General features: G+C 58.6%; 28 protein-coding genes. 15 read left to right on the top strand and 13 right to left on the bottom strand.

Translation table 11 applies throughout. From position 1 onward, the window contains the following. Positions 1–15: 15 nt before the first annotated feature. From nthA to AC2FJC_RS06035, 5 genes are all read left to right on the top strand, one after another. On the top strand, positions 16–630 hold the full coding sequence (nthA, locus tag AC2FJC_RS06055; RefSeq protein ID WP_496738804.1) for a nitrile hydratase subunit alpha: 615 nt from the start codon (positions 16–18) through the stop codon (positions 628–630). Beyond that, positions 627–1304 carry a nitrile hydratase subunit beta gene (nthB, locus tag AC2FJC_RS06050; RefSeq protein WP_496738803.1) on the top strand — a complete coding sequence of 226 codons (678 nt, stop codon included), beginning with the start codon at positions 627–629 and terminating at the stop codon, positions 1302–1304. Before nthA ends, nthB begins: the two co-directional genes overlap by 4 nt. Beyond that, positions 1301–1636, top strand: a complete 336-nt coding sequence (locus tag AC2FJC_RS06045) for a nitrile hydratase accessory protein (protein WP_496738802.1) — start codon at positions 1301–1303, stop codon at positions 1634–1636. Before nthB ends, AC2FJC_RS06045 begins: the two co-directional genes overlap by 4 nt. 215 nt (positions 1637–1851) lie before the next feature. Beyond that, complete coding sequence (locus AC2FJC_RS06040; protein WP_496722134.1) at positions 1852–3144, top strand: adenylosuccinate synthase; 1293 nt, start codon at positions 1852–1854, stop codon at positions 3142–3144. Next, positions 3144–3386 carry a DUF2842 domain-containing protein gene (locus AC2FJC_RS06035; RefSeq protein WP_496719854.1) on the top strand — a complete coding sequence of 81 codons (243 nt, stop codon included), beginning with the start codon at positions 3144–3146 and terminating at the stop codon, positions 3384–3386. The genes AC2FJC_RS06040 and AC2FJC_RS06035 overlap by 1 nt, the downstream gene beginning before the upstream one ends. A 74-nt stretch (positions 3387–3460) precedes the next feature. Here the strand turns inward: AC2FJC_RS06035 and AC2FJC_RS06030 are convergent, their stop codons facing one another. Further along, positions 3461–5092, bottom strand: a complete 1632-nt coding sequence (locus AC2FJC_RS06030) for a hypothetical protein (RefSeq protein ID WP_496738801.1) — start codon at positions 5090–5092, stop codon at positions 3461–3463. 121 nt (positions 5093–5213) lie between these two features. On the opposite strand from AC2FJC_RS06030, the gene AC2FJC_RS06025 reads away from it, so the two are divergent. Beyond that, complete coding sequence (locus AC2FJC_RS06025; RefSeq protein WP_496738800.1) at positions 5214–5921, top strand: thiamine diphosphokinase; 708 nt, start codon at positions 5214–5216, stop codon at positions 5919–5921. Here AC2FJC_RS06025 and AC2FJC_RS06020 read toward each other — a convergent pair. Genes AC2FJC_RS06020 through AC2FJC_RS06005 form a run of 4 tightly spaced genes read right to left on the bottom strand, consistent with a single transcriptional unit; the run spans position 5866 to position 9331 of the window. After that, the gene (locus tag AC2FJC_RS06020) at positions 5866–6780 is read right to left on the bottom strand and encodes a DMT family transporter (RefSeq protein WP_496738799.1); all 915 of its coding nucleotides are present in this window, start codon (positions 6778–6780) and stop codon (positions 5866–5868) included. The two genes, AC2FJC_RS06025 and AC2FJC_RS06020, sit on opposite strands and share 56 nt — an antisense overlap. Positions 6781–6819: 39 nt before the next feature. Next, the gene (locus tag AC2FJC_RS06015) at positions 6820–7230 is read right to left on the bottom strand and encodes a GFA family protein (RefSeq protein WP_082636958.1); all 411 of its coding nucleotides are present in this window, start codon (positions 7228–7230) and stop codon (positions 6820–6822) included. A 24-nt stretch (positions 7231–7254) separates the two neighbouring features. After that, complete coding sequence (locus AC2FJC_RS06010) at positions 7255–8628, bottom strand: L-serine ammonia-lyase (RefSeq protein ID WP_496738798.1); 1374 nt, start codon at positions 8626–8628, stop codon at positions 7255–7257. Between the two features lies 1 nt (position 8629). After that, positions 8630–9331, bottom strand: coding sequence for a glutathione S-transferase family protein (locus tag AC2FJC_RS06005; RefSeq protein ID WP_496738797.1), 702 nt, complete (start codon positions 9329–9331; stop codon positions 8630–8632). 167 nt (positions 9332–9498) lie between these two features. Here AC2FJC_RS06005 and rpiA point away from each other — a divergent pair, with 167 nt between their 5' ends. The 6 genes from rpiA to AC2FJC_RS05975 all read left to right on the top strand — a co-directional run bounded on the left by rpiA (position 9499) and on the right by AC2FJC_RS05975 (position 15896). Beyond that, positions 9499–10284 (top strand): ribose-5-phosphate isomerase RpiA, encoded by a 786-nt coding sequence (gene rpiA / locus AC2FJC_RS06000; protein ID WP_496738796.1) that lies wholly within the window; start codon positions 9499–9501, stop codon positions 10282–10284. A gap of 323 nt (positions 10285–10607) precedes the next feature. After that, a complete protein-coding gene (gene gor / locus AC2FJC_RS05995; RefSeq protein ID WP_496738795.1) occupies positions 10608–11966 on the top strand; it encodes a glutathione-disulfide reductase in 1359 nt (452 codons plus the stop codon). A gap of 72 nt (positions 11967–12038) precedes the next feature. Then, positions 12039–13184 carry an FtsH protease activity modulator HflK gene (gene hflK / locus AC2FJC_RS05990; protein WP_108858948.1) on the top strand — a complete coding sequence of 382 codons (1146 nt, stop codon included), beginning with the start codon at positions 12039–12041 and terminating at the stop codon, positions 13182–13184. Next, entirely contained in the window at positions 13184–14080 is an 897-nt protein-coding gene (hflC, locus tag AC2FJC_RS05985; protein ID WP_282118761.1) for a protease modulator HflC, read from the top strand. Before hflK ends, hflC begins: the two co-directional genes overlap by 1 nt. Beyond that, on the top strand, positions 14080–14274 hold the full coding sequence (locus AC2FJC_RS05980; RefSeq protein WP_113788722.1) for a DUF2065 domain-containing protein: 195 nt from the start codon (positions 14080–14082) through the stop codon (positions 14272–14274). The genes hflC and AC2FJC_RS05980 overlap by 1 nt, the downstream gene beginning before the upstream one ends. A gap of 185 nt (positions 14275–14459) precedes the next feature. Beyond that, on the top strand, positions 14460–15896 hold the full coding sequence (locus tag AC2FJC_RS05975; RefSeq protein WP_496738834.1) for a Do family serine endopeptidase: 1437 nt from the start codon (positions 14460–14462) through the stop codon (positions 15894–15896). A 220-nt stretch (positions 15897–16116) separates the two neighbouring features. Here AC2FJC_RS05975 and AC2FJC_RS05970 read toward each other — a convergent pair whose 3' ends face one another. The 5 genes from AC2FJC_RS05970 to AC2FJC_RS05950 form a co-directional block, all read right to left on the bottom strand. Continuing rightward, the gene (locus AC2FJC_RS05970) at positions 16117–16785 is read right to left on the bottom strand and encodes a Crp/Fnr family transcriptional regulator (protein ID WP_058274845.1); all 669 of its coding nucleotides are present in this window, start codon (positions 16783–16785) and stop codon (positions 16117–16119) included. Between the two features lie 160 nt (positions 16786–16945). Next, complete coding sequence (locus AC2FJC_RS05965; RefSeq protein ID WP_496738794.1) at positions 16946–17551, bottom strand: inner membrane-spanning protein YciB; 606 nt, start codon at positions 17549–17551, stop codon at positions 16946–16948. A 16-nt stretch (positions 17552–17567) separates the two neighbouring features. Continuing rightward, positions 17568–18470 carry a DMT family transporter gene (locus AC2FJC_RS05960; protein WP_496738793.1) on the bottom strand — a complete coding sequence of 301 codons (903 nt, stop codon included), beginning with the start codon at positions 18468–18470 and terminating at the stop codon, positions 17568–17570. Positions 18471–18556: 86 nt separating this feature from the next. Then, positions 18557–19720 carry a signal recognition particle-docking protein FtsY gene (gene ftsY, locus AC2FJC_RS05955; protein ID WP_496738792.1) on the bottom strand — a complete coding sequence of 388 codons (1164 nt, stop codon included), beginning with the start codon at positions 19718–19720 and terminating at the stop codon, positions 18557–18559. A gap of 58 nt (positions 19721–19778) precedes the next feature. Further along, positions 19779–20417 carry a lysoplasmalogenase family protein gene (locus tag AC2FJC_RS05950; RefSeq protein WP_496738791.1) on the bottom strand — a complete coding sequence of 213 codons (639 nt, stop codon included), beginning with the start codon at positions 20415–20417 and terminating at the stop codon, positions 19779–19781. Positions 20418–20547: 130 nt separating this feature from the next. Between AC2FJC_RS05950 and AC2FJC_RS05945 the strand changes: the two genes are divergently transcribed. Continuing rightward, positions 20548–20943 (top strand): hypothetical protein, encoded by a 396-nt coding sequence (locus AC2FJC_RS05945; RefSeq protein WP_496738790.1) that lies wholly within the window; start codon positions 20548–20550, stop codon positions 20941–20943. A gap of 6 nt (positions 20944–20949) precedes the next feature. On the opposite strand, the gene xseA is transcribed toward AC2FJC_RS05945, so the two are convergent. Next, positions 20950–22443 carry an exodeoxyribonuclease VII large subunit gene (xseA, locus tag AC2FJC_RS05940; RefSeq protein ID WP_496738789.1) on the bottom strand — a complete coding sequence of 498 codons (1494 nt, stop codon included), beginning with the start codon at positions 22441–22443 and terminating at the stop codon, positions 20950–20952. 74 nt (positions 22444–22517) lie between these two features. On the opposite strand from xseA, the gene purD reads away from it, so the two are divergent. After that, positions 22518–23780, top strand: coding sequence for a phosphoribosylamine--glycine ligase (purD, locus tag AC2FJC_RS05935; RefSeq protein WP_496738788.1), 1263 nt, complete (start codon positions 22518–22520; stop codon positions 23778–23780). An 81-nt stretch (positions 23781–23861) separates the two neighbouring features. On the opposite strand, the gene AC2FJC_RS05930 is transcribed toward purD, so the two are convergent. Both AC2FJC_RS05930 and AC2FJC_RS05925 read right to left on the bottom strand, forming a co-directional pair. Beyond that, positions 23862–24584 (bottom strand): FG-GAP repeat domain-containing protein, encoded by a 723-nt coding sequence (locus AC2FJC_RS05930; RefSeq protein WP_496738787.1) that lies wholly within the window; start codon positions 24582–24584, stop codon positions 23862–23864. Beyond that, on the bottom strand, positions 24584–24907 hold the full coding sequence (locus tag AC2FJC_RS05925; RefSeq protein ID WP_170383687.1) for a 2Fe-2S iron-sulfur cluster-binding protein: 324 nt from the start codon (positions 24905–24907) through the stop codon (positions 24584–24586). The genes AC2FJC_RS05930 and AC2FJC_RS05925 overlap by 1 nt, the downstream gene beginning before the upstream one ends. 127 nt (positions 24908–25034) lie before the next feature. On the opposite strand from AC2FJC_RS05925, the gene AC2FJC_RS05920 reads away from it, so the two are divergent. Beyond that, entirely contained in the window at positions 25035–25406 is a 372-nt protein-coding gene (locus AC2FJC_RS05920) for an OB-fold nucleic acid binding domain-containing protein (RefSeq protein WP_496722965.1), read from the top strand. The last annotated feature ends 2 nt before the right edge of the window (positions 25407–25408 follow it).

Genomic DNA, 25408 nt, shown 5'->3' with positions numbered 1-25408 from the left:
GCGCAGGCTGCGGCCATGCCACATGATGATCACGACCACCCGCACACTCTTTTGCCACCTGATCCTGCGCTGCGGGTAAAGGCGCTGGAAACGATTCTGACTCGCAAAGGTCTGATCGATCCGGCGGCGCTGGATGAAATTATTGATACCTATCAGAACAAGATCGGTCCTCAGAATGGCGCGCGGGTCGTTGCCAAAGCCTGGACCGACCTGGACTTCAAAGCCGCATTACTGAAAGATGCCACATCGGTTGTCGCCGATCTGGGTTATTACGGGCGTCAGGGCGAACACATGGTTGTCGTCGCAAATACCCCTGAACAGCACAACATGGTCGTATGCACCCTGTGCAGCTGTTACCCGTGGCCGCTGCTTGGTATTCCGCCGGGTTGGTACAAATCCGATGCCTATCGGGCGCGGGCTGTGCGTGAGCCGCGCAAGGTTCTGGCGGAATTTGGTGTGACCCTGCCCGAAACTTCCTCAGTTCGCGTTTGGGATTCGACGGCCGAGGTGCGATACCTTGTGCTTCCGATGCGGCCAGAAGACACAGATGGCTTAACAGAAGACGAGTTGGCGGCGCTGGTCACGCGCGACAGCATGATCGGAACCGGCCTGCCAAAGGTGCCATCATGACCCGAGTTCACGATATGGGCGGGCGCTTTGGCGATGGGCCTGTGCTCCCTGAACCCGAAGATGCCCCGGTCTTTGCCGAAGACTGGCATGCAAGGGCATTGGCCGTAACACTGGCAGCGGGATCGCTTGGGCAGTGGAACATCGACGTATCCCGGCATGCGCGCGAGAGATTGTCGCCTAAGGACTACGCCCGTTTTTCTTATTACGAGAAATGGATTTCGGGGCTTGCGGACCTTCTCGTCGAAACAGGCGTGCTGACAGATGAGGATCTGCGCGGCGAGACAGACGGCGACAATCACCCCCTGGCAAGCCGCGTGCTGAAGTCTGACGCGGTTGCGAAAGTGTTGGCCAGCGGCGGGCCTGCGGATCGCCCTTCATATGAGCGGGTGAAATTTGAACCGGGGCAAAAAGTTGTGACCGCCCGTCAAGCCGCGAACCGCCTTGTCGACGGCGGACATACCCGGCTGCCCGCTTACGCTGCCGGAGCGACTGGGCGGATTTTGATGGTCCATGGAACGCACGTGCTACCGGACTCTAGTGCTCATAGGTTGGGGGACGCCCCCGAGCCGCTTTATGCCGTGGTCTTTCCGGCATCCGAGCTTTGGGCCAATCCCGAACACCCGCAGGATGAAGTTGTTTTGGATCTTTGGCAAAGCTATCTGGAACCCGCATGAGCGACTGCATAACTCATACTGCCCCCGAGCCAGCCTTCGCAGAGCCTTGGCACGCTCAGGTCTTTGCTGTGACGGTTGCTCTAAACGAGGCCGGACGGTTCGACTGGCCGGATTGGGCGGCGCGCTTTTCGGCCACCTTGAAGCGGAACGGTTTGGATCGTGAACTTAATGGTGGGGATGACTACTTTTTTGCCTGGCTGGAAACGCTCGAGGCGCTTTTGGCCGAGCAAGGTGTCGCAGCTCCAGATGAAGTGGTCCAATTTCGCGACAAGTGGGAAGAGGCTTATTTGACCACCTCCCATGGACAGCCGGTGCGGTTGGCCAAGGGGTAGGGGGCTCTGCACTCGTTGCCCGTGCCGGGCACTTCCCCCGGGGGTATCTTCCGCCAGATGAAGCGGGGGATCCGTTTCTTCACCTGGCCAAAAATATCCCCGCCGGAGGCATCGTGCGCAGCACGATCTCTGCATGCGTCGAATTACCGGTTTCCCTGTCGCTTTCCCCCCGTTATACGAGCCGAGTTTGATAACTCAGCGCAAAAGGACCGGATATGGCCAATGTGGTTGTTGTCGGCGCCCAGTGGGGTGACGAAGGAAAAGGCAAGATCGTCGACTGGCTCAGCGAGCGTGCAGACGTGATTGCGCGCTTTCAGGGCGGACATAACGCCGGGCACACGCTGGTCATCGACGGAGAAGTATACAAGCTGCACGCGCTGCCGTCGGGTGTTGTGCGTGGCGGTAAGTTGAGTGTTATCGGCAACGGTGTCGTTCTGGACCCATGGCACCTGATCAAAGAGATCGGAACCATCCAGGCGCAGGGCGTTGAAATCACCCCTGAAAACCTGATGATTGCGGAAAACACACCGTTGATCCTGCCCTTCCACGGGGAACTGGATCGGGCACGTGAAAGTCAAAACTCGGTTGCGAAAATCGGGACGACCGGTCGCGGAATTGGTCCTTGTTACGAAGACAAGGTTGGCCGCCGCGTGATCCGAGTGGCTGATCTGGCTGACGATGCAACGCTGGCATTGCGAGTTGATCGCGCTCTGGTTCACCACAATGCGCTGCGAAACGGGCTTGGACTGGAGCCAATTGACCGAAATGCACTGATTGCCCAGCTGAAAGAGATCGCGCCAAAAATCCTACCCTTTGCCGCGCCGGTCTGGAAAGTGCTGAACGAAAAGCGCAAGGCTGGCAAACGAATCCTGTTCGAGGGCGCACAGGGGGCGCTGTTGGATATCGACTTCGGTACATATCCGTTTGTAACCTCGTCCAACGTCATTGCCGGTCAGGCATCAACAGGCGTTGGAATCGGTCCCGGTTCGATTGACTTCGTTCTGGGTATCGTCAAAGCCTACACAACCCGTGTAGGCGAGGGGCCGTTCCCAACCGAGCTGGACGACGACGATGGTCAGCGGCTTGGTGAGCGCGGGCACGAGTTCGGGACGACCACAGGCCGCAAACGTCGTTGTGGTTGGTTCGATGCCTGCCTGGTGCGCCAGACCTGCGCGACCAGCGGTGTGAACGGTATCTCACTGACCAAGCTGGACGTTCTGGACGGATTTGAAACCCTGAAGATCTGCGTTGGCTATGAGCTGGACGGAGAACGTCTGGATTATCTTCCGACCGCCGCCGACCAACAGGCGCGCTGCAAGCCGATTTATGAAGAGATGCCGGGTTGGAGCGAATCCACCGAAGGGGCGCGCAGCTGGGCGGATCTGCCGGCCAATGCCATCAAATATGTGCGCCGGGTCGAAGAGCTGATCGATTGTCCCGTCGCCCTTTTGTCCACCAGCCCGGAGCGGGATGACACCATACTGGTGACAGACCCGTTTGCAGACTGATGGCAGAGGAACAGAAACAAGGCCTCAGCTATAAGGCGCGCCGCCGCTGGTCTCTGGCGCTTTTGCTGATTGGATTGCCGCTTTATATCGTGGCTGTGGTGACGGTTGTGAACTGGCTTGATCGCCCGCCGATCTGGCTTGAGCTGCTGGTCTATGTCGGTCTGGGCATCGTGTGGGCCTTGCCCTTCAAGTTCGTGTTCAAAGGCGTTGGGCAAGCAGACCCGGATCAGTCGCAAGATTGAGAGGGCGCTTCTTTTCCTGTACAGAAAAAGGGGCCGATGATTGCATCGGCCCCTTTTTCTTTTGATTCTTAAATTCAGCCTGCGGCGCGCTCATCGTCAGGACGGAACCCGATCTGCGTTGATGCAGCGAAGCGACCTCCACCGGCTTTTTCGATCTTGCCGTCCCGAAGCAATTGACCGAACGAGCGCAGGCTTTCTTCACGGTTGAAGTCATCCTGCTTGAGCGAGCGGATCTTGTTCATCAACTGCGGGCGCGAGAATTGTTCCTGACCTTCGATGAACGACAAGTAGGCGGCTGCAGCTTCCAACAGGTCGGGCAGCGATTGTGCGCCTTGTTCCTGTGCAAACAGGGCAAAACCACCTTCTTCGTTGGAGTCGCCTGCTTCGTCTTCTGACTTGGACGTGACGCGGCGCGGGGTCACTGGTCCGGAGTCCTGTTCCCTTGCGTCGACACGCTGTTCCGCAACCAGTTTCAGCGGCGACGAGGTGTCCGACTGAGGGCGCATGCTGGTGACTTGAATCTCGGGGCGGCGCGGGCTGACGACCGAGGTCAGATCGCCGCGATATCCGCTTTCCTCGGACTCTTCTTGCTGGGGCCGGTCCTCGCGCTCAGCTTCCGTTGCGGCGACGGCCGTGCGCAGATGCGAATAGGTTTCGCGCTGCGTGCTGGTCGCCGGGTCATCCATCTGGCTGTCGGCCTTGTCCATCAGGCGGGACAAATCCTGATCCAGGGCATTTTCGTTCGATGATTGACCGTCCATTGCGGCCTCGACCTTCGAAATCTCGCTTAGAACATTGGCCTCATCCTCGGCGGTCAGATAACCCTCTTGGGTCTCTGCGACCTCTTCGATCTGATCCTCTTCGGTCTCTTCACTCAGGATATTGCCGGGCTCATCGGTTTCGGCCGTTTCTTCAAGATCGGTGAACAGTGCCGATGGCGTGGGCGCCTCTTCCTCGTCTTCATAATCTGCGTCCTGCTGCATCGAGAATGGCTGCACGGATTCTACCGGTTCTTCCGTTGCTTCGGCCTCTGCCGCTGGCGCTGCCACGGCGGGGGTATCCGCGATTTCTTCTGCTTCAAAAGCCGGCGCCATCGGTTCAACAGCTGCGTCGGGCTTGTCCGTTTCCGAAAGGTCCGATGCGTCGAGCGAGCCTGCCTCAAACGCGGCGGCGATCGCATCCATCGGTGCAGCTGGCTGACTACCCAGGCTTGCGTCCTCGTCTTCTGTATAAATCACCGAGTTTTCTTCGGAATGCGAAACGACGGCGCGGATGCGCTGCAGTTTGGCGGCAATGCTGTCCGCAGCCGGGGCAGGCGCGCTTTCGACCGGCACGGCGTCAGCGAAAAACGAGTCGGCCCGTTGTGCAGGGGGGGTGGCACTGTGGCTCATCACATGGGTGTCTGCTTGCGCAGCGGTTGGAGCCGCAGCAGGGGCTGGCTTTGCAGCCTGCTGGGTTGCACGCAGCAACAGGCCGGAATCGCTCTGGCTGGCTTCTACATGTTTTGCGGCGTCGCGCCGTGCGATCCGGGTCAGCATTTCTGCGTCAGGTTGCGGGGGTTCAGAACCAAAATACCGATCATCGGCAGAAAGATCACGGAAGTATTCAGCGATTGCCTTCATCGTTTCGAATGAATCGTCGAATCCTTCCAAAGTGCAGGAGAAGGTTCCATAAGAAACGGTCAATACCTTGTTGTTCTGTACCATCAGACGCACGTCCTCTACAAACTACGAGAGCCAACCACCTTATGCAGGCACACCCATTGGCTCTGAACTCTCTGCATGAACCTATCATTTTGTGGTCTCAATGTGTCCAAATCCGGGAAAAATGATCAATCTAAGTAAAAATCGCCCAATTGTGCGGTCATTTGAGCCAATTGCACTGGTCGGAGGCGGGGAAATCGGCCCTGACGACCTAAATGTGATGCTGATTCGCGCCAAGACGGTTGTGGCGGCCGATGGTGGGGCCACCCCTTTGGTAGAATCGGGTCGCATTCCGGATGCCGTGATTGGCGATTTTGATTCGCTGAAAAGCCTGCACAAAGACCAAATTCCGGTGGACCGGTTGTATCCCATACGGGAACAAAACAGCACGGATTTTGATAAGGCTCTGCGCAGCATCGAAGCGCCTGTCGTGTTGGGGGCCGGGTTCCTGGGCGGGAGGCTGGATCATCAGCTTGCTGTTCTTAACACATTGGTCCAGAGGCAGGATCGCCCCTGCGTCTTATTGGGTGAGACTGAGGTCGTCTTTCACGCGCCGCCGCGGGTTTCCCTTAGTATCAAACCCGGCGATGTCGTTTCACTGTTTCCGTTCCAACGGGTAACCGGTACCAGCAGAGGGCTGGAGTGGCCCATCGACGATTTGGTGATGGAACCAGGCGGGCAGGTAGGCACATCCAACCGCGCGCTGGCGGATGTTGAACTGACGGTGGATGGGCCGGGATTGCTGGTGATGGTGCCGCGATACGCCCTGGATCAGGTTATGCAGGCGTTTCTGTCGGGGCAGACCGGGCGCTGGCCCGCTCGCGCAGAATGACATACAGGCCTGCGGCGACGGTGATGCCAATGCCGACAGCGGCCATGCCATCCGGAAGGTCATGGAAGATCAACCAGCCAAAGAACGTCGCCACTGGGATCTCAAGATACTGCATGGGGGCCAGCGTGGCGGACGGCGCATAGCGCAACGACCACGTCATGAACAAATGCGCGACAGTGCCCAGGACACCGATCCCGATCAGCAGCAGGTGACTTTCACGCTCGGGAACGATGAAGGACAGCTCCCAAATATTGCCGAGTGTTCCAAGCGCCAGAACCGGCAGCAGCAGAACCGTCGCCATCACTCCGGACACGGCCTGCAAGGCGATCGGGTCGGTTTCCTTGGAAATCTGTCGTGTCACCAACATGAAAAGGGAAAAGACAATTGCAACGACCAAGGGTAACAGAGCGGCGGCGCCAACTTGAACAAAGCTGGGCTGGATGACCAGCAGAGTGCCCACGAACCCGACAACACAGGCGATCAGGCGGCGCATACCAACCTCTTCACCCAGCACGCACTTGCCCAGCAACAACATGATGAAGGGCATGACAAAGGCGATGGCGACTGCGTCCGCCAGCGGCAAGTATTGCAGTGCGCTGAACATTGCCGCGATAGCGACGATGTGCAGAACCGTTCGGATGAACGCCAGCCACACAAGACGTCCACGCATGCGCCAGTGCCGCCTGGTCAGGGCCACCAAAGGTATCAGGATCAACGCCTGAACGGCAAAGCGAATAAACACCAGAACGCCGACCGGTGTCGTCTCGCCCAGCAGCTTGGCGATGGAATCGCCCATCGGTGCAAGCACGCAAAAACACAGCATCAAGAAGATGCCAAAGACGGGACGATCCTGGGTCATGCGGCGACGCTACGGGTTTTGGCACCCGGTTGAAAGCGTCTATGAAATCGGCTGCACCTTCGTGTAGTCGGGTCCGATGCAGACGGGCAGGTCGTCGTCCAGTTTCAGCCAATCCAGCCGTTCTTCGTGGGCCACGTGCAGCGTGGGCTGCAATTGATTGGGATCCTCTAATGTGGCGACATACAGATGCAGCACGTCCGACATGGCTTGGGATCGAAACGAGATCGGCGTGCCGCAATTGGGACAAAAGCTGCGCTCGACACCGGGCGAGGAATTAAAGGTTTTCGGCGGCTCGCCAGTCCAGCGCCATTGCCCGTCGCGCACGCCAAAATAGGTCGTCATCGGGGCCGCACATTGCCTGCGGCAACTATCGCAATGGCAGCTCACGCAGGACAGGACCGGAGGATCAACCTCGTAGCGGATGGTGCCGCACAGGCAATGTCCTTGCATCGTTGACCTCCATTGCTGTCACTGTCAGCAGTTTGGCACGTTTACGGCCAACCCGCCCAGAGACGTTTCCTTGTACTTCTCATGCATATCATGGCCGGTCTGGCGCATGGTTTCGATCACTGAATCCAGCGGTACAAAGTGTTTCCCATCGCCACGCAGCGCAAGTGAAGCAGCCGAGACGGCTTTGATCGCCGCCAAACCGTTGCGTTCGATGCAAGGAACTTGCACCAGACCAGCGACCGGGTCGCAGGTCATGCCCAGATGATGCTCCAATGCAATTTCGGCGGCGTTTTCGACCTGCTCGGGCGTACCACCCATCACAGCGCAGAGGCCCGCTGCAGCCATTGCCGAGGCGCTGCCAACTTCGGCCTGACAACCGGCTTCTGCACCCGAGATCGAGGCGTTGTATTTGACCAGCCCGCCAATGGCCGCTGCCGTAAGGAGGAAGTCCTCGATATGGCTTTCCGAGGCACCCGGAACGTGGTCGAGGTAATAGCGCAGTACGGCAGGCATCGTACCAGCTGCCCCGTTTGTGGGCGCAGTGACGACTTGCCCGCCAGCCGCGTTTTCCTCGTTTATCGCCATCGCATAGACGCTCATCCAGTCGTTGATGGTGTGCGGCGCGTTCAAGTTCATACCCCGTTCGGCCAACAACGCGTCGTGGATGCCCTTGGCGCGGCGGCGCACTTTCAGGCCGCCGGGCAGAATGCCATCCGTCTTCAGTCCACGTTCGATACAGTTGTTCATGACTTCCCAAAGCCGGGCGGTGCCTTTGGCGAAACTGTCCGCACAGCCCCGCGCGATTTCGTTTTCGCGCTTCATCTGGGCGATGCTTTTGCCGCTGACGTTTGCCATCTCCAGCATTTCGGCCGCCGAGTGGAACGGGAAGGGTACTGCTGGGCCGTCATTGGTGGCTTTGCCTTCGGCCAGTTCTTCCTCGGTCAGGACAAAACCGCCGCCTACGGAATAATAGACCTGCCGCAGGATCACGTCGCCCTGCGCATCGGTGGCCATCAGGATCATCCCATTGGCATGGCCGGGCAGGTTGTGGTCGTAGTCAAAGATCAGATCGGCCTTTGGATCGAATTGCAGGGTCGGCAACCCCTCGGGCGTGACTGAGTGCGTTTCAGCAATAGCGGCCAACGCGGCCTCGGCCTTGTCGTTGTCATAGGTGTCAGGAACAAACCCGGCCAGTCCAAGGATCGTAGCCCGGTCTGTTGCATGACCTACGCCAGTAAAAGCCAGCGATCCGTGCAGCGATCCGCGAAGACCGGCGAATTCAAACGGCGAGGCGCGCATCAGGTCCAGAAACCGTGCGGCGGCAACCATCGGCCCCATTGTGTGTGACGAGGACGGGCCGATGCCCACTTTGAACATATCAAAAACAGACAAGAACATATCAGGTAGCAGAGCCTTCTGGAGGGTGAGCATAAGATGGACTGGTGAAGGGGGTAACCCCCAACCCCTCGGCCGCGATGGCCGCCCGGGTTGCGGGACGGTTTTCCAGGCGCATCAGAATGGATTGCAGGTAAGGCGTATCCGCCAATTGATACCAACTGCGATCAGCGCGCTCCGGGTAAAGGGACATCCACCGCATCTGGCAGGCAAGGTAGTATGTAAGGACCGAGGGCTGATCGGCGTGCAACCAGCTGGGCGCAGTTTTAGCAACGTCATCCAGAACCCGAAGATGTTGGCGCAGGCGCGGGCGAATACCGTTGCGCAAGGTTTCGGCCTGTGCCGTGTCGATGTATTTTTCGGCATAGAACAGGATGCGCAGATCGGCATGTAAAGTGTTCGATGCGAAAAAGAGCCATTTCAGGAACGCAGACCGATCCGGGTTGTCAGAGGCGGGAGCCAGTTGCGCATGTGTATCTGCCAGCCACAAAAGGATGGCGGCTGTTTCAAAGATCGGACCTAGTGGCGTTTCAAGAACCGGGATCAGGCCGTTCGGATTCAACCCCCTGTAAGCCGCGCCATCCTGTGCGTTTTGCCGACGATCCACCAAAGCCGTCTCATAAGGCAGGCCCATCTCTTCCAGCACCAGTCTGATCACCAGAGAGGCATTGTCGGGGGCAAAGTGCAATCTGTAGGGCGCGTTCATGGGCTGTATTTATACACCAGCAGGGATGTCGAACGTCTCGATTGCGACGTTTCCAATAGGAAACGCGTAGTTTCGCGACAAGTTGGCCCGCTGGATCGGCGAATTGGCGCTCGCAGTTGGATCGGACATTCCGTATAAATTCCGCAATACCAAGGGGGAATGCAACAATGACCGGAGATTTGTCACCCATAGACAAAGCCAAATTTGTCGCGGCGCGACGGGCCGCCGATATAGTTCAGGACGGGATGCGCGTTGGGCTGGGCACCGGATCAACGGCCGCCTGGATGGTCCGCCGTCTGGGAGAGCGGGTGCAGCAGGAAGGTTTGCGGATCAAGGCTGTTCCGACCTCAACCCGTACCGCGCAACTGGCCCGTGAGTTAGGGATCGAGGTTGTCTCGCTGGATCAGGCGGGTTGGCTAGACCTGACCATTGACGGCGCGGATGAATTTGACGGCGATCTGAACCTGATCAAAGGTGGGGGCGGCGCGCATCTGCAGGAAAAGATCGTTGCCACGGCAAGCGATCAGATGATCGTTATTGCAGATGCCGGTAAAGAGGTCGAAACGCTGGGCGCATTCCCGTTGCCAGTCGAGGTTATCCCTTTTGGCTGGCAGACTACGCGAACGCTGATCCAAGAGGCGTTGGATACGATGGACGTTCTGGGCACTTCTGCCGCGCTGCGCATGAACGGAAAGGCGCCGTTTGTCACGGATGAGGGCAATCACATTCTGGACCTCCACCTTCAGCGCATCGGAAATGCCAGGCAACTGGCGCTGGTGCTTAATCAGGTCCCGGGTGTGGTCGAGAATGGTTTGTTCATCGACATCTGTGACAAAGTTGTGATCGGCCACGGCGATGGTCGGGTCGAGCTGCGCGATATCAACGATGGAACGATCGAACTTGATCAGGCGGTGGAGGCAGGCGAGAACTTGTTCTCGGATCTGGCGGATTAAGCGGAGCAGACACAAATCGCTTTTCTTCACTCGTTTTATTCGGACGCTACATTGTTTTGAGTGAAGTCGTGACCGCGAACGATTTGGGACACGTACAAGTTGGCACTTGGTTTGACCAATCCGAGACGCGGAGGCCGTCGTTGAATAAAACAAAAGCAACCATATCTGGGCGTTTGTTCACAACGCTGCAGCGGTTCCCTGCGCAAGTTCGAGAAATCGAAGAGGCCGGCGCCCCGGCGATCACTCTGGACAGCAGCGCGAGATAGAGTACACCCCATGCAAGGCCTGCGGGCACTTGCGGAAATTTGGAAGAGGCAGGACAAATGAGCTTTGACTATGATCTGTTCGTAATCGGCGGAGGCTCAGGCGGGGTCCGGGCCGCACGTGTGGCAGCTGGTGAGAACGGTGCCAAGGTGGGGCTGGCCGAAGAAGACCGTTACGGCGGCACATGTGTCATCCGGGGCTGTGTGCCCAAGAAACTGATGGTCTTCGCCAGCGAGTTTTCTGGTATGGTCGGTGATGCGCAAGCCTATGGCTGGGACATTCAGGCCGGTGCTTTGAACTGGGATACTTTTCACGGCAAGCTGGTGACTGAACTGGACCGGCTTGAAGGCATCTACCGCAATATCCTGAAAAACAACGGCGTCGAAAGCTTTGATCAACGTGCAACCATAGTCGATCCACATACGGTCGAATTGGCAGATGGGACACGCAAGACAGCCAAGCACATCCTGATCGCCACAGGCGGTCGTCCGGTCGTGCCCGAGTTCCCGGGATCGGACTTAGCGATTACGTCGAACGAGATCTTCCACCTTGAGAAGCTGCCAGAAAGCATTCTGATCGTCGGTGGCGGCTACATTGCCAGCGAGTTTGCCGGAATCATGAACGGGTTGGGAGTCCAGACCACTCAGTTCTATCGCGGTGCGCAAATCCTGCGTGGCTTCGACGAAGAAGCACGTGGCCTGATCTGCGAAGAGATGCGCCAGAACGGCATCGATGTTCGTTTGGGCACCAATGTGCTGGAAATGACCAAAGAAGGCGACAAGATCCGCGTTAAGGCCACCGATGGCACCGAGGATCAGTTCGACGTGGTCATGTACGCCACCGGGCGTGCCCCGAATGCGGATAATCTGGGCCTCGAGGCGCTGGGCGTGGAAAGTGGCCGCAAAGGTGAGATCGTGGTGGATGAGTACAGCCAGACTGGCGTACCCTCGATCTATGCCATCGGCGACGTGACCGACCGCGTGAACCTGACACCCGTCGCGATCCGCGAGGGGATGGACTTTGTCGAAACCGTGTTCAAAGGCAACCCGACGCCTGTGGATCATGAACTGATCCCGACCGCGATCTTCACCCAACCAGAATTCGGCACCGTGGGCCTGAGCGAAGAAGAAGGCGCGGCACAGGAACCGATTGAGGTTTACGCGACATCGTTCAAGCCAATGCAAAAAGCCTTTGCCGGTGGAACGCAGCGCGTGTTGATGAAGCTGATCGTCAGCCAGGCGACTCGTAAAGTTTTGGGCTGCCACATCGTCGCGCCGGGCGCGGGTGAGATGATCCAGCTGGCTGGCATTGCCGTCAAAATGGGCGCAACCAAGGAAGATTTCGACCGCACGGTTGCCGTTCATCCGGTGATGGCAGAGGAATTGGTAACAATGCGGCAACCTGTGCGCACTGCTTGATTTGCAACCGCGCGCACACAAGTTACAAGGGAACCCGTGATCACACGGTCCAACACAAGGGAATAGATACATATGGCGGGCAATAGCGGCGGCCCCTGGGGGGGCGGAGGCTCCTCGGGCGGCGGAGGAAATCGGGGTGACAACGGTGATGGGCGCAAGCCCCCCGAAGGCGATGGTCCGCAGATCCCCGAGATTGATGAGCTGATGAAGAAAGGCCAGGAACAGCTGCGCGTCCTTATGGGCGGCCGCGGCGGTTCAGGCCGAGGTGGCAACGGTCAGGGCTCTGGCGGCGGTGGCCCCATCTTCACAAAAGGTACGGTTCTTATTGGTGTCGTCGTCGCGGCGGTATTGTGGGGGGCGGCCAGTTTTTACACGGTCAAGCCCGAAGAACAGTCGGTTGAGTTGTTCCTCGGCGAATTCTCGGCCGTCGGAAATCCGGGTCTAAACTTTGCGCCCTGGCCTTTCGTTACCGCCGAAGTCATCCCGGTCACCCGTGAACAGAACGAAGATATGGGCGGCGCGCGCGGCAGCGATGATGGCTTGATGCTGACCGGCGACGAAAACGTGGTCGATATCGACTATCAAGTCGTCTGGAACATCAACGACCCTGCGAAGTTCCTGTTCAACCTGCGTGATCCGCGCCAAACGATCCGTGCGGTGTCGGAATCAGCGATGCGCGAGATTATCGCTCAAAGCGAGCTTGCACCGATCCTGAACCGGGATCGTGGTGTTATCGCGGATCGCTTGCAGGAACTGATCCAGTCCACAATGGACAGCTATGATTCAGGGATCAACATTGTCCGCGTGAACTTTGACAAAGCCGACCCGCCTCAGGATGTGATCGCCGCCTTCCGCGACGTTCAAGCTGCTGCGCAGGAACGGGACCGGTTGCAGAACGTAGCCGATGCCTATGCGAACAAGGTGTTGGCAGAAGCGCGCGGCGAAGCTGCGCAGGTTCTGGAAGAGGCGGAAGGTTATCGTGCCCAACAGATCAACAGTGCGCGGGGTGAAGCCAGCCGCTTTAGCGCAGTTCTGGAAGAATACTCCAAAGCACCCGATGTGACGCGTAAGCGTCTGTATCTGGAGCGTATGGAGCAGATTCTGGGTGACGTTGACAAAATAATTCTGGACCAGAACTCATCCGGGCAAGGGCAGGGTGTTGTGCCCTATCTGCCGCTGAACGAGCTGCGTCGTAGCCCTGCCGGGGAGAGCAACTGATGCGTAAATCACCCATTATCCTCATTCTTGTCGTGATCCTTGGCGTCGTTGGCCTGTCTTCGATCTTCATCGTGGATGAACGTGAACGCGCGCTGGTCTTGCAATTTGGTCGTGTCGTCGCGGTCAAGGAAGACCCCGGTCTGGCGTTCAAAATCCCGGTGATTCAAGAAGTTGTCCGCTATGACGACCGTATCCTGTCTATTGATGTACAGCCCCTTGAGGTGACCCCTCTGGACGATCGGCGTCTGGTTGTCGATGCATTCGCACGTTACCGGATTTCAGATTTGAATCAGTTCCGTCAGGCCGTTGGTGTCGGCGGTATCCCGGTTGCCGAGGATCGTCTGGATCGTATTTTGCGGGCTGAAACCCGCGAAGTGCTGGGCTCGGTTTCGTCCCGTGACATCCTGAGCTCGGACCGTGCGGCGCTGATGCTGCGCATCCGAAACAGCGCGATTGCCGAAGCTCAGGCGCTGGGCGTGACTGTAATCGACGTGCGATTGAAGGCGACCGACTTGCCACAGGCCAACCTTGAGGCGACCTTCGATCGCATGAAGGCCGAGCGGGAGCGTGAAGCAACAGACGAACGTGCCCGTGGTAACGAGGCGGCGCAGCGTGTGCGTGCGCAAGCTGACCGGACGGTGGTCGAACTAGTTTCAGATGCACGTCGTGAGGCCGAAATCACCCGTGGTGTAGCGGACGCCGAACGTAACGCGATCTTTGCGGAAGCCTATGGCGCGGACCCGGAGTTCTTTGAATTCTACCGTTCGCTGACCGCGTATGAGAATGCGTTGCAGGGCGGCAATAGCTCGTTGGTTCTGAGCCCGGATTCCGAGTTCTTCAACTACCTCGGTTCGCCAACCGGACGGCAAGCTCCGGCTGCTGCGGCCTCCGAATAATGGGGCTGATCCTTCTGGCTTTCGGGCTGGTATTGATTGTAGAGGGGCTGGCCTATGCGCTGGCCCCTTCGCTTATTGAGCGCATGTTAGAGGCATTGCGGTCACTGCCCGAGCAGGCGCGGCGGCTGGCCGGTTTGCTGAGCGTGGTCAGTGGCTTTATCCTGCTATGGGGGGCTTATCAGGTTGGGTTTTGATGCGGTGACCTCACTTGCAGGTGATTTCCCCGCGATCCCGAGTTGCGGGCAAGGACAAACCGACTACATTGGTTCCTGAGAAGATCTGCCCGAGGGCAGTTTTACAAGACTTGTTGACAAGGAGTTCCCAAGTGCAGGCACACGCACGCAGTATTTCAGTCCGGCAGGACGAGGGTGTTGGTTTCATGCGGCTGATGTGGCTGGCCATTGCAGGGATGATTCTTGTTCTGGCCCAAACCGTCGCAGCACAGGCGCGGAGCGAAAGCCTGGCGCCGCTGGCAGAAAAGATCAGCCCGGCCGTGGTCAACATTACCACCTCGACGTTGATTGAAGGCCAGACCGGACCGCAGGGCATTGTGCCCGAAGGGTCGCCCTTCGAGGATTTCTTCCGCGATTTTCAGGACCGGAACGGTGATGATGAAAATCGCCCGCGCCGCAGCAACGCGCTGGGTTCGGGGTTCGTGATTTCCGAGGACGGCTACATCGTCACCAACAATCACGTGATCGCCGAGGCCGATGAAATCCTGGTGGAGTTCTTCCCCGGTGATGGACAGCCGCCGGAGGAGCTGCCTGCCAAGGTGATCGGCACGGACGAGAAAACCGATATTGCGCTGCTGAAGGTCGAGGCCCCGGGCCCGCTGCAATACGTGCAGTTTGGCGACAGTGACGTCGCCCGCGTCGGTGATTGGGTTATTGCCATGGGCAACCCGTTGGGGCAGGGCTTCTCGGTTTCGGCCGGGATAGTTTCGGCCCGCAACAGGGCGCTGAGCGGTTCGTATGACGACTACATCCAGACCGACGCGGCCATCAACCGGGGCAACTCGGGCGGTCCGCTGTTCAACATGAATGGCGAAGTAATTGGTGTGAATACAGCGATTTTGTCGCCCAATGGCGGTTCGATCGGGATCGGCTTTTCGATGGCGTCCAACGTCGTCGTCAAGGTGGTCGATCAACTGCGCGAATTCGGTGAAACCCGCCGCGGTTGGCTAGGCGTTCGCATTCAGGATGTTACCGAGGACATGGCCGAGGCAATGGGGTTAGCCAAGCCGGGCGGTGCGCTGATCAGCGATGTTCCGGATGGGCCGGCCAAGGATGCCGGACTGCTGGCTGGTGACGTGATCCTCAGCTTTGATGGGGTCGAGGTCGAAGATACACGCGGTCTTGTGCGTCAGGTCGGTGAGACGACCGTAGGCAAAGCCGTGCGTGTTGTCGTGCATCGCGATGGCGGCACACAGACCGTCCTGGTTACTCTGGGACGTCGTGAGGATGCCGAACGGGCCGAGCAGGGCGATGAGGAAACGTCTGAGGCTCCAACGGAAGAGAACGCTGCTATTCTGGGCCTGACCATTTCGCCACTGACGGACACGCTACGTACGGACCTTGGTCTTGAAGAGGACGCCGAGGGACTGGTTGTAACCGAAGTGGATGAGGCCTCTGAGGCGTTTTCCAAAGGGTTGCGCGCCGGTGATCTGATCACCGAGGCTGGACAGCAAAAGGTAACGTCGATTGGAGATCTGGAAGCACGCATGGAAGAGGCGCGTGAGGCCGGGCGTAAATCGCTGTTGTTGCTTGTACGTCGCGGTGGCGACCCCCGCTTTGTGGCGCTGAGCCTGGGCGAGTAACGCACCACATCAAACGTTGTGACAAGGCCGGGGCAATGCCTCGGCCTTTTCCGTTCCACGTGGCGCTGAAAGTAGGTGAGCCACACGCCGGGGAGGCGCATGGCTCTGGTACAGGGAGAGGCCAGTGGACAGATATCGGGGATGATTCTCTGGCCCCCTACGGTAACAACTAAGACATTAGCTATTTTGGCATGCGCCGTATGTGAAGGAGGTCACAAGGTCAGATTAAGTCGGATTCGGCCAGTTCTTTTAGGGCGTTAAAGTCCTGGATCATCAACCCGCCGCGGGATGCCTCGACAACATTGTCGCGTTTCCAAGTGGAAATCGTCTTGGATACAGCTTCGCGCGTGGCACCAACGAACTCGGCCAATTCGCTTTGGGACAGGGTGATGCGCATGGCGGGGTCGTCCTGAAGGGCAGACAGATGCAGCAATTTGCGCGCCAGACGAATGGGCATCGGCAAGAACACTTGTTCGTTTAGCTGTGACCCCATCCAGCGCATGCGCAGGCCCGCCAGACGGATCATGTCGACGGCAAGATCGGGGTGCTGGCGGATCTGGTCCATCACGTCGCTGCGGCGCACGCGCAGCACGCTAGATGGCTCGGCCGCTGCTATCGTGGCGGTCCGCGGCCCGCTGTCGAACAACGCAATTTCGCCAAACACTTCGCCCGGCTTCATAAGGGTCAAAGACAGCTTGCGCCCGCTCATCGCAAGGAATGAAACCTCGAGCGTACCTTCAGAAATCACATACAGCGCATCGCCTTCGTCCCCCTGCTCAAACAGCACCTGGCCCTGATCCAAGGAAATCTCGGTTGCGAGTGCCGAAAGCATAGCCCTGAGTCGGTCTGATGCCTCGGACAGAAATCCGCTGTTTGGGAGTGCCTTCATGTGGTTGAGGGGTCTCCGGCTGCTGGTGTTGAGTGGTGCCCCAATGTCCCACAGCCGGGCTATTATTCCAAGGTTTTTATTGGTTTGTCTGATTGCGCGCTGTGCGATGGCTCAATATGAAAGCAAACGCTTAAGCTGCGCGCCGATTATCAGTGTTCGCCTATTGGTGGTCTGGATCATCCATGTAGCGTTGCAACAGACTGAACTGAAGCATCAGGAACGCCATTAGCGCGATCGGAAAGGCGAAAGTTTCAATTTTGACCCACAGGTCCGTCGACATGGTTCGCCAGACAAATTCATTGGCAACGGCCAGAACCGCAAAGCAGCCGCACAACCGGCGGGTCAGGATCATCCAGCCCTCATGGCGCATCGGCAGCATATCTTCGAGGACATAGGCCAGATAGGATTTCCCCTGCAGAAGGCCAATTCCAAGGATGACCGAGAAAAAACCGTAAACCAGCGTGGTTTTCATCTTGAAGAACCGCTCATCATTGAACCAAGCGGTCAGGCCCCCAAAGAAGATGACCATGAAGGCGGTGAATATCTGCATCCGGCTAAGTTTGCCGGTCAGGACCCAGAGGATGCCCATGGCGGCCAGCATCAGAGGGACGAAGATGATCGTCGCAATGATAAAGCCTGAATATTCAATGCCTCCGATCAGGAAACTGTCGTCACGCAGACGTAGGTAGATGAAGAAAAAGGCCAGTGGGGGCCCAAGCTCTAACGCCTGTTTCAGAAATGGATTGATTTCTTTTTTGCCTGACATGTCGGTTTCCTGATTTTTACCCGCCCATTTCAACTATTACGGCGCCCAATGCAATCAATGCCATCAGCGCGACCCGTCTTGGGCCCACGGTTTCTTTTAGCACCAGCCACCCGATTAGGGCCGCAAAGACCGTCGAGGTTTCACGTAGGACGGCGGCTTCGCCGACCTTGTCCAGGCGGGTGGCCAGCATGATTGCTCCGAAGGACATAGGGGCGATGATGCCTCCGGCCAAGCCCCGCAACATCAATGGTCCAACGGCAGGGCGGTTGATCATGGCGCGCCATCTGAGGAATGCGTAAATCGGCATCGCAAAACCGTCGATCATGAAAAACCACGCCAGAAAGGTGAACGGGTCGGCGGTGGCACGGATACCATAGGTGTCATAAGTGGTGTAGAGCGCGACAAACAGGCCGGTTGCGATGGCCAGTACCAGCGCGATGCCCAGCGTTTCCCGGTTGGTTTCCAGAAAACGCAAATTATAGGCGGCCAGGCCGAAGATACCGGCCAGCAGGACCAAAACGCCAAACCACTGAATTCCGGTAAAGGTCTCGCCGAAGAGAAGATAGGCGCCGATGACCGTGAATAGGGGGCCAGTGCCGCGTACGACCGGGTAGACGACGGTGTATGAACCCTTTGTATAGGCCATCGCCTGAAGGACCTTGTAGGCGATGTGGATCAGCCAGACCACGGCGAAGATAGACCACATGTAGGGTTCGGGCCACGGCACCACGAAAAAGGCAAAAGGGGCCGCCATCAGGCAATAGCAGGCGTCGATTGCCCCACGGGACAGCCAGGGATCGTGGCGACCCTTCTGCAGCGCGCCAAAAACCGCATGCAGGAAGGCGGCCATCAGAGCGAGGCCAAGAGCCAGCTGATGGCCCGCTTCGGTGCCTTCGAGAGAAATCAGCCAGTCGCTCAAATGTCAGTCTTTTCGCTGGGTGGAGAGGCTGGGGGTTTTCCACCCCCAGACCCCCGGAAGATATTTGGGGCCAGATGAAGGGGGGATCAGGTTTGGTCCAGACCGGTGAGGGCGGCGGCGAACTCTTCAGGGTCGAAGGGGGCGAGGTCGTCGATCTGTTCTCCAACGCCGATGGCATGGATTGGCAGGCCGAACTTGTCGGCCAGTGCAACCAATACGCCACCTTTGGCGGTGCCATCGAGTTTGGTCATGACCAGCCCTGACACGTCAGCGAGGTCGCGGAATGTTCGAACCTGGCTTAGCGCGTTCTGGCCCGTGGTGGCGTCCAGCACCAGCAGCGTGTTGTGCGGGGCGGTCTCGTCGATTTTGCGGATCACGCGGACGATCTTGGCCAGTTCCTCCATCAGGTCCGATCGGTTTTGCAGGCGCCCGGCCGTGTCGATCATCAGCAGGTCTGCGCCGTCTTGCTGCGCGCGGGTCAGGGCGTCGAAAGCCAATGAGGCCGGGTCTGACCCCTCGGGTGCGGTCAGCACCGGCACACCGGCGCGGTCGCCCCAGACCTGGAGCTGTTCGACGGCGGCGGCGCGGAAGGTGTCCCCGGCGGCGATGACGACTTTTTTGCCCGCGGCTTTGAACTGGCTGGCGAGCTTGCCGATGGTCGTGGTTTTGCCGGACCCGTTGACGCCAACGACCAGCACGACTTGCGGGCGCTTGGGGTAGATGGGCAGAGGCTTGGCAACCGGTTCCATCACACGGGCGACTTCGTGGGCCAGCAATTGCTTGATCTCTTGCGTGGAGAGCTTTCGACCCAACCGCCCCTCGGCCATGTTGGATGTGACCCGCAAAGCGGTGTCGACGCCCATATCCGAGGCGATCAGCAATTCCTCTAGCTGCTCAAGCATGTCGTCGTCCAACGTGCGACGGACAACTGCCTTGGCTTCGTTGCGGCCAAACAGCCGTCCCAACACCCCTTTGGATGGCGCGGCCTCGGGCGGTGGCGGAGCAGGGGTTGGATCGACCGGTGCGGGTTCAGGAGTTTCGACCGGCTGTGGCACAGGGGCGGGTTCAGGTGTCTCTGGCACCGGCTGTGGAACTTCGGGAACTGGTTCTGGCTGCGGCTCGGGCTCGGGTATTATCGGATCGGGGGCTGTTGTTTCCTCACCACCGTCTTCGACGATCGCATCCAGCCCCTGTTCGAGGCGGGACGAGGATTTGAACAGCTTGTCCTTGAGCTTTGAGAAAAACGCCATTTTTGGTCTCCGAAGGTGTTCCTCTCACCTAATGCGGATTTGCGGCAGTTGCAAAGGGTCACAAAAACGCAATCAAAAGCCCCGCCTGAGCGCCCCAGTACAGGATCCAGATCATATAGGGCGTTAAGCGCAGCGCCGGATGATTGGAGGGGAGCAGAAACTTCTCGGTCGCAAGGATCAGGTCTGAGGCTATGAAGGCCAGTGCGGCAGGCAGGGCCCAACGCAGCGCGCCTGTTTCGGGCAATGTGAGAACCGCGATGCCCATACCAAGGATGATCGGGATATAGCCCAGCACCGGTATCTTGAGCTCACCGGCGCGGGGGGCGAGCAAGGTTGCGGCCACGATGCCGAGGATGATTAGGGACCAGAAGATACCGGGCTTGTCAAAGATCAGGGCAGTGTCGCTGGCTGGGTGGCTGAGGAACAGAGCGATATAGGCCAGGTGGCCGGCTGCAAATGCACCGATCCCCGCCATGAAAGTCGAATCCGTCTCACGCGAAAGCAGCGCATCGCCCAAAGCACATAGAGCCAAGGCAAGGGTCAGTAACATCGCAGTGCCGCTTAGAACCGCTGTCACCGCTAATAGTGCGACAGATGCCGTCTTGAAGAGGGATCGCAGAGGGCTGGCGGGTCGCGGTGACAGCGGCAAATAGGCCAGAGCGCATGCGGCGGCGATCCAGAAAAGAGCGGTTGTCATAGTTGTCCCCCGTTAAGTTTTTTAGCAGCATCGCCGGGATCGCCAGTGCAACTCAAGCCGTGACGTGAAGGCAGTCGGTCGTGGGAATTGTTTATTGGCGATGCCGAACTGCATCTGCCAAAATGACCTCATGCTGACGCGTCTTGCGATTCTTATGACACTCACTGCGCAGGCGGCTGTTGCTCAGCCTGCCTTGTCCGGGTCTGAGTTTGACAGCTACACGCGTGGGAAAACACTGTTCTACGGGTTTCAGGGTACGGTGTACGGGGTGGAACGCTATTTGCCCAATAAACGCGTGATCTGGTCGTTTCTGGATGGCAATTGCAAAGAGGGCGTTTGGTACGAACAAGGAGGGCAGATCTGCTTCATCTATGAAGACAGGATTGATCCGCAATGCTGGGTCTTTTCCAAGACCGACAGGGGGTTGACCGCCTTGTTCGAAGGCAACTCGGAAGCCACCGAGCTGTACGAGGCCGAAGATATCAATGAAGAGATGGTCTGTCTCGGCCCCGAGATTGGCGTCTGAAGGTCGCTAGAACAGAGAGCCCTGATCAGGTGCATCTTTCTTGGCCGGTTTTTTTGGTGCCGCCCGCGAAGCCGTGGGCTGACCAGTATTTAGGAGGCCATCCGCGAATTCGATCTCGAACGTGCTGTGTTTTGAGGCCTGTTTCTTGGTCGTAAGAACCTCTCCCTCGGCCCGGACCACAGCATAACCACGTTGCAGTGTAGCTTTGTAGCTTAGTGTTTCACGCAGGCGGTCGGCGGCGTCCAGCTGTTGCCGCATCCGATCCAGTCGCGTGGCCTGCGCCGTGTTCATTCGTTCTTCCAACCTGTTGATATTATGTCGTTGCTGTTCGACTTCGCGCCGGATTGGGCGCAAGGACAGACGGGATGACAGGTTGCGCAAAGATTCGTTTCTGGTCGACACGAGGTTGCGCAAAGTCGACGGGCGCAGATGTGCAGACAGTTCGACCACCTGCAAACGCCGGTTCTGGACGCCGCGATTCAGTGCGGGCGCCAGTCGATCTGCAATCAAATCAAGTCGTTGGCGTGGGGTGTTCAACAGGCTTTCCGGGCGCGGCAACGCGCGGGACAGGTCGCGAAGCCGTTGAGACCGCCTTTGAACCGCATCCGTCGCGGCACGAGACAGACGAGCGCCTTGCTCACCCGTCCAGGCCAGTAGTTCCATTCGAACCGGCACGGCAAGCTCGGCCGCGGCGGTCGGCGTTGGCGCGCGGCGGTCTGATACAAAGTCGATCAGCGTCGTATCTGTTTCGTGACCAACGGCCGAAATCAGCGGAATGTCCGAAGCGGCCGTCGCACGCGCGACAATTTCTTCGTTGAACCCCCAAAGGTCTTCAATCGAACCGCCGCCACGGGCGACGATAATCAGGTCGGGTCGAGGCAGTGAGCCGCCCGGCGTCAGTTTGTTGAAACCGTCGATGGCCCGCGCAACTTCTGTTGCGCAGTTGGAGCCCTGTACAGCGACAGGCCAGATCAGCACCTTGCGCGGGAAGCGATCCCGCAGGCGGTGCAGGATGTCCCGGATCACAGCGCCAGATGGTGATGTCACCACGCCAATAATCTGGGGCAGGTAGGGCAGAGGCATTTTACGTTCGGGTGCGAACAAACCTTCAGCCTCAAGCTGTTTCTTGCGCTTTTCCAGCAGCGCCATCAAAGCGCCTTGCCCGGCGACCGCGACCTCATCGACGTTCAGGTTGTATTTCGATTGCGCGCCAAAGGCCGTCAGGCGACCGGTGACCACGACCTCAAGACCTTCTTCCGGCACCACCGAGAGGCCCGAAACCTGACCTTTCCAGGTGGTGCAGGCCAAAACGTTCCGATCATCCTTGATGTCATAGTACAGATGCCCCGAGCGCGCTGTGAACACGCGTCCGACCTCACCACGCACACGGATTCGCCCGAACGTGCCTTCCAGCGTGCGTTTCACTTCGCCCGAGATGTCCGAAACGGAGTATTCTGGGGTGTTTTGGCCCGGGATCGGGTCATCAAGCAGGTCGGACATTTCAGCGCCTTGTGTCAAATGCCCGGCCAGCTTAGAACGCCCGGAAGGCGAGGCCAAGCAGATCGGAGACCTTCATGAACATCCTTATTCTCGGCAGCGGCGGGCGGGAACACAGCCTCGCCTGGGCGGTGATGCAAAATCCCAAATGTGACCGTCTGATCGTGGCGCCGGGAAATGCCGGGATTGCGCAGATCGCCGATTGTGCTGCGTTGGATTTCGAAAACGGCGGTGCGGTTGTCAGCTTTGCCGAAGAGAACGCTATTGATTTCGTGATTGTCGGCCCCGAAGCGCCCCTGGCCGCTGGCGTCGCGGATCGTCTGCGTGAAGCGGGTGTGCTGGTCTTTGGCCCGTCCGCCGATGCGGCGCAGTTGGAAGCATCGAAGAGTTTCACCAAGGAAATCTGTGACGCCTCTAACGCACCGACTGCGGCTTATGCGCGGTTTACCGAGGCCGAGCCTGCCAAGGCTTACGTCCGCGAACAGGGCACGCCGATCGTAGTCAAAGCCGATGGTTTGGCGGCAGGTAAGGGTGTGATCGTCGCCATGGACGAACAGACCGCGCTGGAGGGCATCGACGACATGTTCGGCGGCGCTTTTGGTGGCGCAGGGGCCGAGGTGGTGATTGAGGAGTTCATGGAGGGCGAAGAGGCATCTCTCTTCGTTTTGTGTGATGGCGAGGACATTCTGTCCATCGGCACCGCGCAGGATCACAAGCGCGTGGGAGAAGGCGACACGGGCCCAAACACAGGCGGTATGGGGGCGTATTCCCCAGCCCCGGTCCTGAGCGCCGAGATCGAGGCGCGCGCGATGGAAGAGATCGTGCGCCCGACCATGGCCGAAATGAAGCGCCGGGGCATGCCATTTCAAGGCGTTTTGTATGCGGGGTTGATGATCAAGGATGGCCAACCGAGGTTGGTCGAATACAACGTCCGCTTTGGTGACCCGGAATGCCAGGTTCTGATGATGCGGCTTGGTGCCCAGGTTCTGGACCTGCTTCATGCCGCGGCCGAGGGCCGTTTGAGCGAGACACAGGTAAACTGGGCCGACGATCATGCGATCACCGTTGTGATGGCGGCACAGGGGTATCCGGGCTCCTACCTAAAAGGATCTGCGATCAAGGGCTTGGATGCGCTTCCTGAGGACAGCGGCAATATGGTCTTTCACGCTGGCACTAAGGCCGTTGATGGGCAGGTTCAAGCCGCAGGCGGGCGCGTGCTGAATGTGACCTCGCGCGGGAATACACTGCAAGAGGCTCGCGACCGGGCATATGCGATGGTTGAAGGTGTGGATTGGCCCGAAGGCTTTTACCGCCGCGATATCGGCTGGCGGGCTCTTTGAACAGTCGGTAGGTCAGGGGGCTTTGCCCCTTCGGCCTATCGCCTCACTCACAGGAAATTTTTAGCCAGATGAAGAGGCGGATCAGCACTTGAGTGCGTTGTTCAGGCTTTTGTGGCGGGTAAACGCGCCGAGGTCGTGGGTGGTCCAGTCGTTTTCGTAAGTGACGCTGATGACGCGGGTCCAGTTGCCGTTGGCAAGGATCAGTTCCGGAGTGCCGCCGCAATCGCGCAGACCGCCGGAGATGAAATCTTCTCCAATGCGGTGATTGGTGAGATTGGGCAGCGATGCGATTTCGATCAATTCGCCGTCTGTAAATCGCCATATGCGCAGGGTTTTGGCCAAGTGAGGGCGATCAACATAGGCGATCTCGACGTTGCCGTCGCCATCCAGGTCGGCGGCACCGACCGGAGCGAGCCAGCGAAAGCGGGTGCCGATGTAGGGCGTAGCGGCGATCAGACCGCCGCCATTGTAGATTGCAAGCCGTGCACCTTTGTCACGATGGCTTTCAACCACCAGAGCTTCGCGACGGCCATCGTTGTCAATATCAATCAGGCGCGGTCGGATATCTTCGAAAACGCGCTCTTTTGGCAGCCGGATTGTGTATTTCGCCCATTCCGGCGCATATTGCAGGATCAGGGCGCCGTATTCAATCTGATCACCGAGTACCCCGTGCGGGTATCGCGCAGTGGGTTCGGAGTACTCTGCCGAACCCAGCGGCTCATACTGCCATGGCTGCTGAGATCTTGTCTGGCTCGGAAAGATTCCAATTGCGATCGCGGCAGCCGCGATCGCTTTGAAAAGCATCAGATCTGCTTTTCGGGCATTTGAACAACCAGCCCGTCCAATTCGTCAGTGACCTTGATCTGGCAAGTCAGACGCGAGCGGGCGGGGTCGGGTTCAAAGGCGAAGTCCAACATGTCCTCTTCCATGTCGTCCTTGGCCGGAACCTTCTCGACCCAGTCCGGGTGGATGTAGACATGGCAGGTCGAACAGGCGCAGGCGCCGCCGCAATCGGCCTCGATGCCTGGGATATTGTTGTCACGGGCCCCTTCCATGACGGTCAGGCCGTTGGCGACTTCGACTGTATGTTCGGTACCGCCGTGCTCGACATAGGTGATCTTTGCCATTGCTTGCGTCTTCCTCTTTCGCTTGTCGAATTCTTCCTTAGTGAAGGCATTTAGGTCTTTCCAGCCTCATTTGCGACTCGTCACGCCGTCTATGGACTTTCCCTGCGTATGTTCTATTTTTGTTCTCATGATTGTGTTGCCTACCCGCCCTATATCTACGAACCGGAACTGGCCGCGGCCGCCCGCGTGTCTGCCCGCCAATCGGTTGAACGACCCGCCCGAGGGCGCGCTGGTGGCGGTCGCGGGGCTGGTGATCTTGCGGCAGCGGCCCGGGACGGCCAAGGGGGTGATCTTTGTCACGCTCGAGGATGAGACCGGCATCGTGAACGTGGTGGTCTGGCGCAAGATCTATGAACGTTTCCGCCGGGCGGTGATCTCGGGGCGGCTGCTGCGGGTCACGGGCCGGATGCAGCGGGCGCATTCGGTGACCCATGTGATCGCGGAAGAGGTCGAGGATATCTCGGGCATGCTGGATGTGCTGGTGCGGGGGGAGGGGTAGTC

Source organism: Ruegeria sp. CDSB117, assembly GCF_059611005.1.
This window is presented reverse-complemented; position numbering and strand designations above follow the sequence as displayed.